The organism is Serratia quinivorans, assembly GCF_052113645.1.
Taxonomy (GTDB): Bacteria; Pseudomonadota; Gammaproteobacteria; order Enterobacterales; family Enterobacteriaceae; genus Serratia; species Serratia quinivorans_B.
Window position 1 is genome coordinate 233,661 of sequence record NZ_JBIEIU010000003.1, and the last position, 15,130, is coordinate 248,790.

The 15,130-nt window shown below is 54.8% G+C and carries 12 protein-coding genes and 1 tRNA gene; 4 read left to right on the plus strand and 9 right to left on the minus strand.

The genetic code is table 11. The features are described from left to right. Positions 1-38 precede the first annotated feature (38 nt). Positions 39-677, minus strand: coding sequence for a glutathione transferase (gene yfcF, locus ACGS9J_RS08460; protein ID WP_442230493.1), 639 nt, complete (start codon positions 675-677; stop codon positions 39-41). Positions 678-848: 171 nt separating this feature from the next. On the opposite strand from yfcF, the gene ACGS9J_RS08465 reads away from it, so the two are divergent. Further along, positions 849-1,565 carry an HPP family protein gene (locus tag ACGS9J_RS08465; protein ID WP_442230494.1) on the plus strand — a complete coding sequence of 239 codons (717 nt, stop codon included), beginning with the start codon at positions 849-851 and terminating at the stop codon, positions 1,563-1,565. 77 nt (positions 1,566-1,642) lie between these two features. On the opposite strand, the gene ACGS9J_RS08470 is transcribed toward ACGS9J_RS08465, so the two are convergent. Beyond that, a tRNA-Ile gene (locus ACGS9J_RS08470) sits at positions 1,643-1,719 on the minus strand. 147 nt (positions 1,720-1,866) lie between these two features. Between ACGS9J_RS08470 and mug the strand changes: the two genes are divergently transcribed. Together mug and ACGS9J_RS08480 are read left to right on the plus strand one after the other, a co-directional pair. Beyond that, positions 1,867-2,355 (plus strand): G/U mismatch-specific DNA glycosylase, encoded by a 489-nt coding sequence (gene mug / locus ACGS9J_RS08475; RefSeq protein ID WP_442230495.1) that lies wholly within the window; start codon positions 1,867-1,869, stop codon positions 2,353-2,355. A gap of 28 nt (positions 2,356-2,383) precedes the next feature. Then, a complete protein-coding gene (locus tag ACGS9J_RS08480) occupies positions 2,384-2,827 on the plus strand; it encodes a nuclear transport factor 2 family protein (RefSeq protein ID WP_442230622.1) in 444 nt (147 codons plus the stop codon). A gap of 48 nt (positions 2,828-2,875) precedes the next feature. Here the strand turns inward: ACGS9J_RS08480 and rpoD are convergent, their stop codons facing one another. From rpoD to rpsU, 3 genes are all read right to left on the minus strand, one after another. Continuing rightward, positions 2,876-4,711, minus strand: coding sequence for an RNA polymerase sigma factor RpoD (gene rpoD, locus ACGS9J_RS08485; protein WP_442230496.1), 1,836 nt, complete (start codon positions 4,709-4,711; stop codon positions 2,876-2,878). A 157-nt stretch (positions 4,712-4,868) separates the two neighbouring features. Further along, entirely contained in the window at positions 4,869-6,617 is a 1,749-nt protein-coding gene (dnaG, locus tag ACGS9J_RS08490) for a DNA primase (protein WP_442230497.1), read from the minus strand. A 136-nt stretch (positions 6,618-6,753) separates the two neighbouring features. Then, on the minus strand, positions 6,754-6,969 hold the full coding sequence (rpsU, locus tag ACGS9J_RS08495; RefSeq protein WP_001144069.1) for a 30S ribosomal protein S21: 216 nt from the start codon (positions 6,967-6,969) through the stop codon (positions 6,754-6,756). 326 nt (positions 6,970-7,295) lie between these two features. On the opposite strand from rpsU, the gene tsaD reads away from it, so the two are divergent. Continuing rightward, entirely contained in the window at positions 7,296-8,309 is a 1,014-nt protein-coding gene (gene tsaD, locus ACGS9J_RS08500; RefSeq protein ID WP_442230498.1) for a tRNA (adenosine(37)-N6)-threonylcarbamoyltransferase complex transferase subunit TsaD, read from the plus strand. A gap of 62 nt (positions 8,310-8,371) precedes the next feature. Here the strand turns inward: tsaD and ACGS9J_RS08505 are convergent, their stop codons facing one another. The 4 genes from ACGS9J_RS08505 to plsY all read right to left on the minus strand — a co-directional run bounded on the left by ACGS9J_RS08505 (position 8,372) and on the right by plsY (position 15,111). Continuing rightward, positions 8,372-10,114 carry an ABC transporter ATP-binding protein gene (locus ACGS9J_RS08505; RefSeq protein ID WP_442230499.1) on the minus strand — a complete coding sequence of 581 codons (1,743 nt, stop codon included), beginning with the start codon at positions 10,112-10,114 and terminating at the stop codon, positions 8,372-8,374. Then, entirely contained in the window at positions 10,108-11,904 is a 1,797-nt protein-coding gene (locus ACGS9J_RS08510; protein ID WP_442230500.1) for an ABC transporter ATP-binding protein, read from the minus strand. Before ACGS9J_RS08510 ends, ACGS9J_RS08505 begins: the two co-directional genes overlap by 7 nt. Before the next feature lie 142 nt (positions 11,905-12,046). Further along, the gene (gene fhuA / locus ACGS9J_RS08515; RefSeq protein ID WP_442230501.1) at positions 12,047-14,248 is read right to left on the minus strand and encodes a ferrichrome porin FhuA; all 2,202 of its coding nucleotides are present in this window, start codon (positions 14,246-14,248) and stop codon (positions 12,047-12,049) included. Positions 14,249-14,469: 221 nt separating this feature from the next. Next, entirely contained in the window at positions 14,470-15,111 is a 642-nt protein-coding gene (gene plsY, locus ACGS9J_RS08520) for a glycerol-3-phosphate 1-O-acyltransferase PlsY (RefSeq protein ID WP_442230502.1), read from the minus strand. Between the last annotated feature and the right edge of the window lie 19 nt (positions 15,112-15,130).

Sequence of the window (15,130 nt, forward strand, 5' to 3'; positions counted from 1 at the left end):
TCTCAGTTGAGAACGGCGGCGTCGTGGCCGCCGATTTTTTATCCCCCGCGCATTTTCTCCGGCAGCGCCAACCAGGCTTGCACGGCAGGCCGTTGCCACTGTTTCTGCGCATAGTGGCGAAGGTTTTCCGGCACCGGATCGCCATGTATCACCAGCCGATTCAGCATCAAGGCCAGATCGGTGTCGGCAATGCACCACTCCCTGAACAGATTATCCTGGCCGTGACTCAGCAGTTTTTCGACGGCGGTAATCAACTTGTTGGCGGCAGCCTGTGCGGCGTTGGACAGCGGAGGAAACTTGCCGTTAATGAACACCGCCTCTGTCGGTCGCTCGGCCCGAAGTGGTAGCAGATCGCTGCGTAGCCATGCCTGGACTTCGCGTGCTTTGGCGCGTTGTTTGACATCGCGCGGGTACACCGGATGGGCCGGGTGGATCTCATCCAGGTATTCATCAATAGCCGAGGACTCCGACAGCTGAAACTCGCCGAACACCAGCGTAGGCACCCGGCGCGTCAATGACAACGCCGCATAGGCCGCCTCAGTATTTTTCCCCTGCGATAAATCGACCGGCTTCACGGTGAAGGGAATGCCTTTTTCCGTCAGGGTAACAAACGCCGACATGGCATAAGGGCTGAAAAACTCGGCGTCGGTATAGAGTTCGGCAATCGGCTGAGACATTGGGTTTTCCTCAAGGCAAAGGGATGCGAACTTTGATAATTGACGAGGAGTGGCTAAAGATCAATCTGTTAGCTGAAAGTTATTTCGGCGGTGAAAAGCGCGGCGAGCGGCGACGGTTGGCGTTGTGATATATTTGTTGCCATTAAGTTGAATTTGGCAGCAAGAAGTAACATGAAAATGCAGGTGTTGGAAAGATTGAGAGTAGGGTGCGCACGTTTGTGGCCGCACCCGCTGGCGGTGGGCAAAAAAGAGATTTTGCTTTCCAGCGTCGGTGCCGGGCTGGGGCTGATGATCGCCGGCTGGATCAGCCATTTTGTTCTGGGCGAGGTGAACCTGTGGTTTATCGCCCCGATGGGGGCGTCCGCGGTGCTGCTGTTTGGCGTACCGAACAGCCCGCTGGCACAACCCTGGTCGATCGTAGGCGGTAATATCTCGGCCGCGGCGGTAGGGGTGAGCACCAGCCTGCTGATTGCCGATCCCGGTCTGGCTTGCGGGGTGGCGGCCGCGCTGGCGATTGGCTTGATGTTCAAACTGCGTTGCCTGCATCCACCCGGTGGTGCGGTGGCACTGACCGCCATTCTCGGTGGGCCGGGCATTCACCAACTGGGCTACAGCTTCGTGCTGTACCCGGTGCTGCTGAACTCGGTGTTATTGGCGCTGTTGGCGATTGTCTTCAATAACCTGGCCGGGCGACGCTATCCGCACCCTTTGGCACCGACCGAGGCAAAGCCGGCTAATCTGCCGATTGACGCGGTGTCTATCACCCGCGCCGATCTGCACGAGGCATTGATGCAGGGCGAACTCTTTGACATCGACGAAGACGATCTGCAGGAAATTCTGTTGCGCGCCGAACAATTGGCGCATCAGCGACAGAACGGTGGAGGGTGATTACGCGAGCGGGCGGGTAGAAATAAAAAAGCCACCTTCAGGAAGGTGGCTTTTTTGGCTGTGAAAACAGCGAGATTTGGTGGCCCCTACTGGACTTGAACCAGTGACCAAGCGATTATGAGTCGCGTGCTCTAACCAACTGAGCTAAGGGGCCAAGCGGCGAGATTATACGGTAATCCTTCGGCGCAGGTCTACTGTTAACCATCTGTATGTTGCTTTTATGCGCAGTTCTAGCCTGTTGTAATTGCTGGCGGATTTTGCGATAACCGCTGTAAATCCCTTTAATGGACTCCCTACCTCTATGGAACTCCTGGCGCCAAACCTGCGGGTGGTATTTTGCGGCATCAACCCCGGCCTCTCTTCGGCCCATCAAGGCTACCCTTTTGCCAACGGCAGCAACCGCTTCTGGAAGGTGGTACATCAGGCCGGCTTTACCGATCGCCAATTGGCACCGGAGCAGTGGCAACAGCTGCAGGATACCGGCTGTGGCATCACTGCGCTGGTGGCGCGGCCAACGGTAGCGGCCAGTGAAGTGACGCGTGATGAGTTGCTCAACGGCGGTGAGGTGTTAAAAGAAAAAATCTTGCGTTACCAGCCGCGCGCATTGGCTATCCTGGGCAAGCAGGCGTTCAGCAGCGCCTTCGGGGTGAAAAATGCAGCCTGGGGCCGTCAGGAGATGACGATCGGCAAAACGGAGGTTTGGGTATTACCTAACCCCAGCGGATTGAATCGTGCCACGCTGGAGCAGCTTACGGAGAGTTATCGCGAGCTGTTCCTGGCGTTGAAATAATCTGAAAGGGAGTTGCGAGATGAAAACGATGATTAAAGGTTGTCTGGTTGCTTTGTTGTTGGCGACTGGCGCTGCCCATGCGGGCAACAGTGCGCAGGAGTTGAAGAACAAAAATAACGTGCTGGAGTTTTACCGGCAGGGGCTGAATAACAAGGATTTTGCGGCGGCGCGGCCCTATCTGGGCGACGAGTACAAACAGCATAATCCCAATGCGCAGGATGGCGTGGAAGGGTTCCGCCAGTTTGTCGATCTGCTGAAAACGCGATTTCCCAATTCTCACAGTGAAATCAAACAGGCGTTTGTCGACGGCAACTATGTGATTTTGCACGTAGAGACCCGCGGGCGTGAAAAGGGCAAGACGGCCGCGATTATCGATATTTTCCGTCTTGATGACGCGGGCAAAATCGTGGAGCACTGGGACGTGACTCAACCGGTGCCGGAGAAAACCGCCAGCGGCAACAGCATGTTTTAGGCAATAAAAAACCCCGGCGAGCCGGGGTTTCTTGCGAACAGCTAAACCTTAGTCGTCCAGGAAGCTGCGCAGCACTTCGGAACGGCTTGGGTGACGCAGTTTACGCAGTGCTTTGGCTTCGATCTGACGAATACGCTCACGGGTAACGTCGAACTGTTTACCCACTTCTTCCAGCGTGTGGTCAGTGTTCATATCGATGCCGAAACGCATACGCAGCACTTTCGCTTCACGGGCGGTCAGACCGGCCAATACGTCGTGCGTTGCGGAGCGCAGGCTTTCCGAGGTAGCAGAATCCAGCGGCAGCTCGAGGGTGGTATCCTCGATGAAATCGCCCAGGTGTGAATCTTCATCATCACCGATCGGCGTTTCCATGGAGATCGGCTCTTTGGCGATCTTCAGCACTTTGCGGATTTTGTCTTCCGGCATCAGCATGCGTTCAGCCAGCTCTTCCGGCGTCGGCTCGCGGCCCATCTCTTGCAGCATCTGGCGTGAAATACGGTTGAGTTTGTTGATGGTCTCAATCATATGCACCGGAATACGGATGGTACGCGCCTGGTCGGCGATAGAGCGGGTGATAGCCTGACGGATCCACCAGGTGGCGTAAGTCGAGAACTTATAACCACGACGGTATTCAAACTTGTCTACCGCTTTCATCAGACCGATATTGCCTTCCTGGATCAGATCCAGGAACTGCAGGCCGCGGTTGGTGTATTTCTTGGCGATAGAAATAACCAGACGCAAGTTGGCTTCAACCATCTCTTTCTTCGCACGGCGGGCTTTCGCTTCACCGATGGACATGCGGCGGTTGATGTCCTTCACCTGCTCGATGGTCAAGCCGGTTTCTTCTTCGATCTGACGCAGTTTCTGCAGGCTGCGCTGCACGTCATCGGCGACGTCTTTCAGCTTCTCTGACCATGGCTTGGCCATTGCCAGTGCCGCTTCGAACCAAGTGGTGCTGGTTTCGTTGCCGGCGAACAGAGTGACGAAGTTTTTCTTCGGCATTTTGCACTGTTCAACGCACAGCTTCATGATGATACGTTCTTGAGTACGAACGCGGTCCATCATGGTGCGCATGCTGTTGACCAGGAAGTCGAACTGTTTCGGCACCAGACGGAACTGCTTGAACACTTCAGACAGCTTCAGAATTTCTTCTGCTGAGCTGGCGTGGCTACGGCCGTTCTTTTTGATGACGACGCGGGTCGCTTCGTACTGATCGCGCAGGTCGGCGAATTTCTGACGTGCCAGCTCAGGATCGATGCTGTTGTCGTCTTCTTCTTCGTCTTCGTCTTCTTCTTCTTCATCGTCGTTCTGCTCTTCGGTAGACAGCTCAGAACCCACGTGAGTTGCGGTAGGGGCGATGTCCTCTTCCGCATTAGGATCGACGAAGCCGGTGATCAGATCGGACAGACGGGCCTCGCCTGCTTCGACGCGATCGTACTGCTCCAGCAAATAGGTGATGGCTTCCGGGTACTCGGCAACCGAGCACTGCACCTGGTTGATGCCGTCTTCGATGCGCTTGGCGATGTCGATTTCGCCTTCGCGCGTCAGCAGTTCAACGGTCCCCATTTCGCGCATGTACATGCGCACCGGGTCGGTGGTACGGCCAATTTCAGACTCAACGCTGGACAATACCTGAGCGGCAGCTTCTTCCGCATCTTCGTCTGTGCTGTTTGAGTTTTCAGCAAGCAATAGGTCGTCGGCGTCCGGCGCTTCTTCCAGAACCTGGATGCCCATGTCGTTAATCATCTGGATGATGTCTTCGATCTGGTCGGAGTCGACGATATCTTCCGGCAGATGGTCATTGACCTCAGCATAGGTCAGATAGCCTTGCTCCTTACCACGGGTGACAAGTAGCTTTAGCTGTGACTGCGGGTTTTGCTCCATAAGACGGTATCCACACTTCAGAGTATTTGGGTTGGTGTCGGTCGGCGAAACCGCCAACAATAGCATTTGGGGCGTTTTTGTTGTTGCCGCGGCCCACTGTGGCGGCATATTGCAGGGCTCTGCCCTCGCATTTATCGGCACTTAAGCCGTTTGGTATTCAGTTTTTCTTCGCCAGCACCTGATTAAGAGAACGGACTTCTTCACGTTCTTCCGGGCTGAGGCCATGCGTTCTGGCCTGTGCGATCAATGTCTCCAGCCGCTGCTCCAGTACCGAGTCGTACAGGCTGGCTAAAGTATCCAAAAAAGTCTGTTCAACCATATCCTCAACAATCATATGGTTCCATGTTGCCAAGGTTTCAAGCTGTTGGCTCAATTTGTTGTCACGATATTGCTCCAACAACTGGCCGGTAGTCAGGCCCGGCTGAGCCAAACAGGTCTGCACCAGTTCGACAAACAGCGGTAAACCCGCCTGTTTGGTCTGCTCCAACCCCTCAAGCGAAGGGATAAGTGTAGCCAGTTGCGGATTTTGTACCAGTAACCCTATCAGTATACGCATGGTTGTGCGTTTTAGCTGGGGCGCCTGATAAGTATTCGCATTTTCAGCTTGCTTGGGCATCAGCTTGTCGAGCTGGCTGTCATCCAGCAGGCCGAGCTTGCTGCCGAGCTGTTGACGCAGGTACAAACGCAACGTTTCGCCCGGCACCTGAGTAATCAGCGGCAGTGCCAGCGTGCTCAGCTTGGCGCGGCCGTCCGGGCTGCTCAGATCTACCTGTGGCATCAAAGTTTCAAACAGGAAAGTGGAAAGCGGCTGCGCCAGCTCCATTCGCTGTTCGAAGGCCTCTTTGCCTTCCTTGCGGACCAATGTGTCCGGGTCTTCGCCGTCGGGCAAAAACATAAACCGCAGCTGACGCCCGTCATTGAGATAGGGCAGCGCGGTTTCCAGTGCACGCCAGGCCGCTTCGCGACCGGCTCTGTCACCGTCATAGCAACAGACAACGTTGTCGGTGGCGCGGAACAGCAGCTGAATATGTTCAGCCGTCGTCGAGGTTCCAAGCGAGGCGACGGCATAATCGATGCCGTATTGCGCCAGCGCCACCACGTCCATATAGCCTTCCACTACCAGCAATCGCTGCGGGGTAGGGTGGCTCTGTTGCGCTTCATACAGGCCGTACAACTGACGACCCTTGTGGAAGACTTCGGTTTCCGGCGAGTTCAGGTATTTCGGCATGCCGTCACCCAACACGCGCCCGCCAAAGGCGATCACCCGTCCGCGCTTGTCGCGGATAGGGAACATTACGCGCTCACGGAAACGATCGTACGAGCGTCCTTGATCGTTAGTCACCAGCATGCCGGCATCGTTCAATGCACTGCGGCTGTCGGCATCGCGACCAAAACGCTTTAATGCGTTATCCCAACCGGCAGGTGCAAAGCCGATGGCGAAATGGCGGATAACGTCGTCACTCAGTCCGCGCTGTTGCAAGTAATTGCGCGCCGGCGTGCCGGAGGACTGATGCAGCGACTGTTGATAGAACGCGCTGAGCTGTTCCATCAGTTGATACAGGCTTTGACGCTGATGACGTTCGATTTGCGTCGGCCCGGAACCTGCCTCGTAGGGCACTTCCAGTCCGTGCATGGTTGCCAGCTCTTCGATGGTTTCGACAAACTCGAGCCTGTCGTAATTCATCAGAAAGTCGACGGCGTTACCGTGCGCACCACAACCAAAACAGTGGTAAAACTGCTTTTCGCCATTAACCGTAAATGAAGGCGTTTTTTCGTGGTGGAACGGACAGCACGCGTGATAGTTCTTGCCCTGCTTCTTGAGCTTTACACGCGCGTCGATCAGATCGACGATGTCGGTGCGAGCCAGCAAGTCATTGATAAATACACGCGGAATTCGTCCAGCCATAAGCCCTTACTTTACTAGCCTATAAACGAGAACAAGCCGCGCATTCCTTTCGGAAAGCACGGCCTTCGTATGCAACTACTCGGTCTGCGCGATTTTTAAAATCAGAAATTCACGCGGCGGGGTTGCCCCCGAAGAATTAATACAGACGAGTGCGGCGTGCGTTTTCGCGAGCCAGTTTCTTCGCGTGACGTTTCACAGCAGAAGCTTTAGCGCGCTTACGTTCGGTAGTCGGTTTTTCATAGAACTCACGACGACGAACTTCAGCTAAAACGCCTGCTTTCTCGCAAGAGCGTTTGAAACGACGCAGAGCAACGTCAAATGGCTCGTTTTCACGTACTTTAATTACAGGCATGTGCCTCTCACCTCAATAAAATTCGGTTTGCTGCTGGCCAAGCGCCAGCAATTTCAAAATGGTGCGGAATTTTACTTCAACGGATGCTGCTTTGTAAAGCACCACAGCAAATTGAAACCTGCGGCCACCCTGGTAAAACATGCGCAATTTTGCATCGGGCGCTGATTATAGACTAAACAGGAAAAAATGCTCGTTTTTAATCAAATCGGCATTTGTGGCTGGAATCATCAACATAGCCTGAAGTGGATGACAAGATGCGTCGCGCTGGCGGTAAACAGGCCTGATTGTGCTAAACTGGCGGCCGCACGTGAATGATGGGAAATGTAATGCGAGTACTGGGTATAGAAACCTCCTGCGATGAAACCGGAATTGCAGTGTATGACGATCAGGCCGGTTTATTAGCGAATCAATTGTACAGCCAGGTGAAGCTGCATGCCGACTACGGCGGTGTGGTGCCGGAGCTGGCCTCCCGCGATCACGTGCGTAAAACCGTGCCGTTGATTCAGGCGGCATTGAAGGAAGCGAACCTGACCGCGGCGGATATCGACGGCGTAGCCTACACCGCCGGGCCGGGCCTGGTGGGGGCGCTGCTGGTCGGGGCTACCATTGGCCGTGCACTGGCGTTTGCCTGGGATGTGCCGGCGGTACCGGTACATCATATGGAAGGCCACCTGCTGGCGCCGATGCTGGAAGATAACCCACCGGCGTTCCCGTTTGTCGCGCTGCTGGTTTCCGGCGGGCATACTCAGCTGATCAGCGTGACCGGCATTGGCGAGTACGAGCTGTTGGGTGAGTCGGTCGACGATGCGGCCGGTGAAGCCTTCGATAAAACCGCCAAGCTGCTTGGGCTGGACTATCCCGGTGGGCCGATGTTGTCGAAGATGGCACAGCAGGGCACCGCGGGGCGTTTCACCTTCCCGCGCCCAATGACCGATCGTCCGGGGCTGGATTTCAGCTTCTCCGGGCTGAAGACCTTTGCCGCCAACACCATTCGTTCCAATGGCAATGACGATCAAACGCGTGCCGACATCGCTCGGGCGTTTGAAGATGCGGTGGTGGATACGCTGGCGATCAAATGCAAACGCGCGCTGGAGCAGACCGGGTTTAAACGCCTGGTGATGGCCGGCGGCGTCAGCGCCAACCGGACGCTGCGTACCAAACTGGCTGAAATGATGCACAAACGCGGTGGTGAGGTGTTTTATGCCCGGCCGGAGTTCTGCACCGATAACGGCGCGATGATCGCTTACGCAGGCCTGGTGCGGCTGAAAAGCGGCGCTAACCCGGAACTGAGCGTTTCGGTACGGCCACGCTGGCCGCTGGCTGAGCTGCCGGCAGTCTGAGCAGGTCGGCTCTTGCCGCAGCCAAACTCAAGGCTCCCGCTGGGAGCCTTTTTAGTTTTCGGTCAGGCAATACGCCAGCCTTTGGTTCTGTGCCGTTGGGTCAGGAAATGCGCGTAGCGCCCCCCCAGGGCTTCAAGCTGGGCATGGGTGCCGCGTTCAGCAATTTCGCCGTCTTGCAGCACCAGGATTTGATCGGCCATCGCTACCGTCGACAGCTGGTGCGCAATGACAATCAACGTCTTCTTGCCGCGCAGGCGTGCCAGGGTGTCGGCAATGATCGCCTGATTCTCTGGGTCCAGTGCAGCAGTCGCTTCATCGACCAGCAGAACAGGGGCGTCTTTAATCAGCGCTCTGGCAATAGAAATACGCTGACGTTCACCGCCGGAAAGCCGAGCGCCGCCTTCACCCACCGGGGTATCCAACCCCTGTGGCAGCCGTTCGATGATTTCCGTGGCCCCGGCCTGCTCGATGGCCATCAACACTTCCTCATCGCTGGCCGTCGGTTTACCCAGACGGATGTTTTCGCCAATGCTGCCCTGGAACAGGTAAGTATTTTGGAAAATCTGGCTGATCTGATCCGTCAATTGTTCATTGGGGATCTGGCGTACGTCGGCTCCGCCAATCATCACCGAGCCTCCCGTGACGTCAAAGAAACGGGCAATCAAACGGATCAAACTGGTTTTACCCGAACCGGATGCGCCAACCAGTGCGGTCATGGTGCCGGGTTCAACCTTAAAACTGACTCCGCGTAATACGGCAGCCTGTTCTGGCGAATAGCGAAACGAAACATCGCGCAGTTCCAGCGAAGCGTCTTGTGGCCGTTGCACCTGCTGCGGTTCGGGCAAGGGCTTGATGGCTAAAATCTCGCTGACGGCATTTAATTGGCCACGAGCGTTTCGCAGGGCTTCGCCATAACTGGCAACGTCCAGCAACGGGTCGATAAAGCGGCTCACCAGCATCAGCGCAATCACCGTACCCACGGCGCTACTGATAGCCGGCAGATTTCCCTGAGTGTGGCTCAGCAGCATCGCTCCGGTGACCAATAAGGTGGCGAACACTAACTGCACCATCCAGGAGTTGAGCACCACCGAGGCGGTAGAGATATAAATAAGCCGCTTGCCTGACTGATACTGCCGATCGATGGCCTGTTCGAGGAAACGGGTGCCGCCGCCTTCGCCGTTGAAGGCGCGCAGTACCGATTGCGCCTGCGCAAATTCCACCATGCGTTGGCTGGTGTGGGCGGATGCCTGATGAAAGGCTTCATCTGCCTGGGTACCGAGCCGGGCCGAAATCAGGAAAATGCCGGCGATCAAGGGCAGGGCTGCCAGGGCCAGCAGCCCCATTTGCCACTGCAAGGTGCAAAGCGCAATCACCAGCACCAACGGCGTGACGACACCGCTAATGATCGGCGTAAAAAGGTGCGCCGGGAGTTGCGCCACATCCATCATCCCCTGGGAAACCACATGACTGAGTCGCGCAGTATTATCGGGGGTGAACCAACCGATAGGCAGGGTGGCCACATGGTCGCCAATGCGTTGGCGAGCCGTCAGTAGCAGCGATGAACCTACGTTCATGCCGGCAAAATCGACGCGTCTGCGCAGCAACCAGCTCAATAGCACACCAGCGAAAAGCGCCATCAGCCAACCGGCAGCCGTGTAGACCTCACCTTGCAGCAGATAGCCGACAATAGGGACCAGGGTGGTTACCGTCAGGCCGCAACACAGGCCGTAAAGCATGGCCATGCCGATATAACGGCGGAATATGGGCGCATCGTTGCCCAGCAACTGCATAAATGTTTTTAACATGGTTGAGCCGCCTGTTTCGTCATGTTTTCGTAACCCCCTGCGGTCCACAGGCGCGCATAGCGGCCCTGGCCTGCCAGTAATTCAGCATGGCTGCCTTGTTCGCGGATCATGCCGTCTTCAAGCACGACGATATGATCGGCATGCATAATGGTGTCTAACCGATGGGCAATCACCAGCAACGTGCGTTTTTTGGCAAAGTTGGAAAGGGCTTCCTGAATCAGATATTCATTCTCGGCGTCAGCGGCGGCGGTGGCTTCATCCAGCACCAAAATCGGCGGGTTCAACAGCACGGCACGTGCAATGCTCACACGCTGTTGTTCGCCCCCGGAGAGCTTCGCATCCTCCCCGACTACCGAGTCATAACCCCGCGGCAAGCTGAGAATGTGCTCATGAATATTGGCGGCAATGGCGGCAGCTTCGATTTCTTGCTGGCTGGCCTTGGGGCGGCCAAGCGCAATGTTTTCACGCAGACTGGCGTGGATCAGCTGCACTTCCTGCAGTACGAAGCCAATGTGCTGATAAAGCTGAGTCGAACTCAGTTCGCGCAGATCGACGCCGCCAAGCGTGATGCGCCCCTGGGTCGGATCGAAGAAGCGCAACAGCAAGCGCGCCAGGGTGGATTTGCCCGCACCGGAGGGGCCGACAATGGCGGTTACGCTACCGGGTTTCAGGCTGAGGTTGATGTCTGCCAGCACGTGACTGTCGCTATTGTAGGCATACCCCATTTGCTCGAAACGGATCTCTGCATCTTTCAGCGTTGGCTGAACCTTCGGCTGCGTGAGGATCGGCGTATCCAGCAGAGACTGGATGCGTTCCGCCGCTCCGGTGGCATTGCGCAGACCGTGGGTAATAAAGCCCATTAACAGCAGCGGGGCGGAAATGCCCGGTGCGACCAGCGCGAACGGCAATACGTTAAGCGGTTCGAGCCAGCCCAGTGCCACAAACAGGGTACCGAAAACCAGCACCACGCCCAACACGGTAACCGGCGCAACGATGGCATTCGCCAACGCGATAGTCTTAATCACCGGGCTCATGGTTCGGGTGAATATTTGGGTAAAGGAGGCGATCGCCTTGCGGTAACTGCTGTGCGCCTTGCCGCCGCCGCTGAACGTTTTGATCACCGGGATGCCGTTAACGAATTCGGCTACGGCATTATTGATACGGCCTAACCCTTTAACAAATTCGCCCATATGGGGCGCGCCGGCTTTCTGAGCCGCGCCGAAAATGAAGAAGAACAGGAAGAAAGGGATAATCGAAACGATCGCCATCCGCCAGTCCATAACGAACATGTAGATAACCGAGATCAGCATCGCGCCGATAGTGCGCCCCAGGGTGGTGAAAAAGTGGGCGGTAAGATCGTGCAGCGTGCCAATATCGTCCTGCATCGCCTGTTTCACTTCGCCTGAAGCGCGATCGCTAAACCACCCCAAAGGCACCTGCGCCAGGCGTCGGGCTGCTGTAATGCGCAGGCCGTGGGTAATGCGGTTATCGGCCAGGTGCGCGAGCACTTCGGCCAGAGTGACGATGATTAAGCCAACAAACAGACTGATCAGGCAGATGACGACGCTGTCTCCGATCCCACCCGATGCCAGGAACAGGGCCATGGTTGAGCTTTGTTCCTGATGACCCAAAGCAATAACGGCAATATGGGCAATGCCCGCCAACGGCACTAGCGTGAATATTGTGCCAATAGCTGCCAGCACCCCGGCGAAAATAAGACTTCCACGTATAGGCCGCAGCAGTAGCCCGATAGGACCAGGTTTACCGGCCCCCGATTGGTGACTACTCATAATAACTCCCCAGAGGAATATAAATAAGGGTTCTTGGCCAGGGTTGGCCAAGAAATAAAAAGGCGAAATTAACCGCCATGGCTAAGGCACGACAAAGGGCTCAATGTAAGTGAAAAAGAATCATTCTGTAATTAGGTTGTTATTACCAATGAAGCGTTAAGGTGGTGAGGATCTGCCGTTCTGCACCCCATGAACAAGTATTATTGGTGAAGCAGGATGAAACATAGTGCTTGTCAAAAAGATTGTTCACGTTTAAAGCGATCTCCGCATTTTCCAGACCAGGGATATTATCCAGCTGATATTTTATAGCGGTATCGAAAACCGTATAGCTTGGAACTTTAAAGTTATTACCGTCATCGCCAGGGGTGCTGGAAACATAACGTGCACCACCGCCGGCGGTAAGCCCATTTAGCCAACCCTGATTAAAGGTGTAATCGGTCCACAGGCTGGCCATATGTTTAGGTACCATGGCGGGAGTATGACCATTGTTGATCGAGTTATCGCGGAATTCGGCATCGGTATAGGTATAACTTGCGATCAGATTAAGGTTATAGGTAAGTGCGGCTTTGCCTTCAATTTCAATCCCACGGGATCGGATCTTGCCTTCTTGCACATTGTAATAAGGGTTAAGGGCATCACGCCGTAAATTATTGTCTTTGGTCAGCTGGAATGCGGCAATAGAGGCTGAGATTGGCGCATTATCAGGAATAAATTTAATCCCTGCTTCATATTGCTTGCCGCGAGAAGGTTTAAATGCCTGACCGGATAAACTGTTTCCGCTATTTGGTTCAAAAGATTCGCTATAGCTGAAGTAAGGCGCGATGCCGTTATTGAAGACGTAATTGATACCGCCACGCCAGGTGAATTCATTATCCGTGATACTGGATGATGATTTTTCGCCGGTCATATTACTGCTTTCGCGGGTTTCTACGACGCTGTGATCAAAGCGTCCGCCCAGAGTGAATACCCAGTTCTGCCATTCGGCCTGATCCTGCAGATAAGTCCCCAACTGGTGGTTTTTGTTAATCGTGTGAGTGTCGCCAAAGTAGAGCACATCATGGTTGCCATACTGCGGATCCACCAGGCTGAGCGGTGCGGCAGAGCCCATTTTATTTTGCAGATCGTTACGCAGCTGCGAATAATCGATCCCCATCAACAGGGTGTGGCGCCAGTCACCGGCGCTCAGTTTCCCTTCCAGCCGCGTATCCGTGGTTAACCCATTCAATCTCTCGTCGCTGACCATCGTGGCGCGCGACAAGGTGGTGCCGTACTGCTGCGGGGCAACTCCCATGCAGGTCATGGGGTTACAGAGGCCGTTGCCATAGATACTGCGCCAGTTGACCTTGGTATGTTGATAGCGGACGGCCTGATGGAAGGACCAGGTCTCGTTGAAAGCATGATCAAGCTGATAGCCCACCGTACGCTGCTGGCGTTCGAAGCGGTTATAACCGGCCTCGCCTTCGTTAAATGAAGGGGACAATTTGCCGAATTCACCGGAGGTCAGGGTTCCTTCGCTCGGCAGCCAGCCGTAATAACCGGTACGGGGTTCGTTTTGCAACGACAGTTGGAATAACAACGAGGTTTTATCCGACGGCTGCCAAAGCAGCGAAGGCGCGATGGCATAGCGTTTTTCCCGCTCGCCTTTTTGCTGGCTGTGCGCTTCGTAATAATTACCGGTTAAGCGGTAAGCCAATTCTTCATCATCATCAATAGCGTCGCTGAAATCGAATTGGGTTTTCCATTCATGATGATTGCCGGCCTGCAGTTGTAATTCATGTAATGGCTGGGTTTGTGGACGCTTGCTGACGCTGGAAATAACGCCGCCGGGGTTACTTTTACCGTACAGCACCGAAGCCGGGCCGCGCAAAACTTCTACTCGTTGTAAAAAATAGGGATCCACTTTGCTGTCAGCATACATATCCCCCTGTAATTTCAAACCATCCAGATAAATATTCTGGCTGACATTATTGAATCCCCGGATCATCACGCTATCAAATATGCTTGAACTGCCGCTGTTACCGGTCATTACGCCAGGCGTATAGTTAAGCGCATTTTTAATGGTGGCGGGGCGTTTGGTTTGTAATTCCTCTTCCGTAATGACGGAAATGGATTGAGGGGTTTTTATTAAGGGCGTGCTGGTTTTTGTCGCGGTAACGCTTTGTTTGGCAGCATAAGTTCCATTGGAACCTATTGCTTCCTCTGCCGTATTTCCCTCGCCGTAAACGGTAATGACATTTTCGTTTTCTCCTGCGGCATAAGCCAATGAACTGGTACATATTCCTGCCAGCAGCATAAAAAGGTTAGGCTGTTTTTTTATCAGGCGCCGAATAGTCTTCATAGGCATTGTATTGATGATCCGTTTCGTGGGAATGACAATATTTAATTGTCGCTAATGATAATCATTAGCGATGGGGCGATTTGGCAATTCATGCGATTTTGAACGATAAATATTATTGCGGCGCAGGTAGGGGAAACAGGATATTTACGGCGACAAAGATGGGATCTAAATAGCCCGGGAACTGTAGAGAACAGAACCCGGGCTAAGTCGGGGCAGCGTGACCTGCTTTAATCAGTCTTCTTTTTTTCTTCCTGCTCAACCGCATCGGGCTTTTTCTTGCGAAACTTGCCCCAAATTTTCCCTTCCTGACCACGCCAAAGGCGCTGAATGTTGTCGTGGTGCCGCATCAGGATCAGGCATGACAGCATGGCTACCGGGAAGGTGAACTGCGGTTTGAACCACCAAACGTAGAAAGGGGCAATCAGCGCACTGATAATCGCGCCCAGCGAGGAGTAACCGCTGAGTAACACGGTTAGCAGCCAGGTGCCGGTCATCAGGCCGGTAAGATCCCAGCCTATCGGCGCTATGGCACCAAACGCCGTCGCCACGCCTTTGCCGCCGCGGAAATGGAAGAACACCGGGTAGATATGCCCGACGCAGGCGGCGATCGCCGTCAGCCCCAGGTACAGCGGCGGGACATTAAGTTTGTACGCCAGCCAGACCGGCAGCATTCCTTTGAGAATATCGAAAACCAGCACCGCCGCCGCCGCTAAGCGACCGCCGATGCGCAGGACGTTGGTAGCCCCTGGATTCCCTGAGCCATGTTCACGCGGATCGGGTAGCCTGGCGATCCGACAAACCAGGATCGCACTGGAAACTGAGCCACACAGATACGCGAAGATAATCATGCCAAGCGCGGTAGCACTCATAACGCGGTTCCGTTTAATA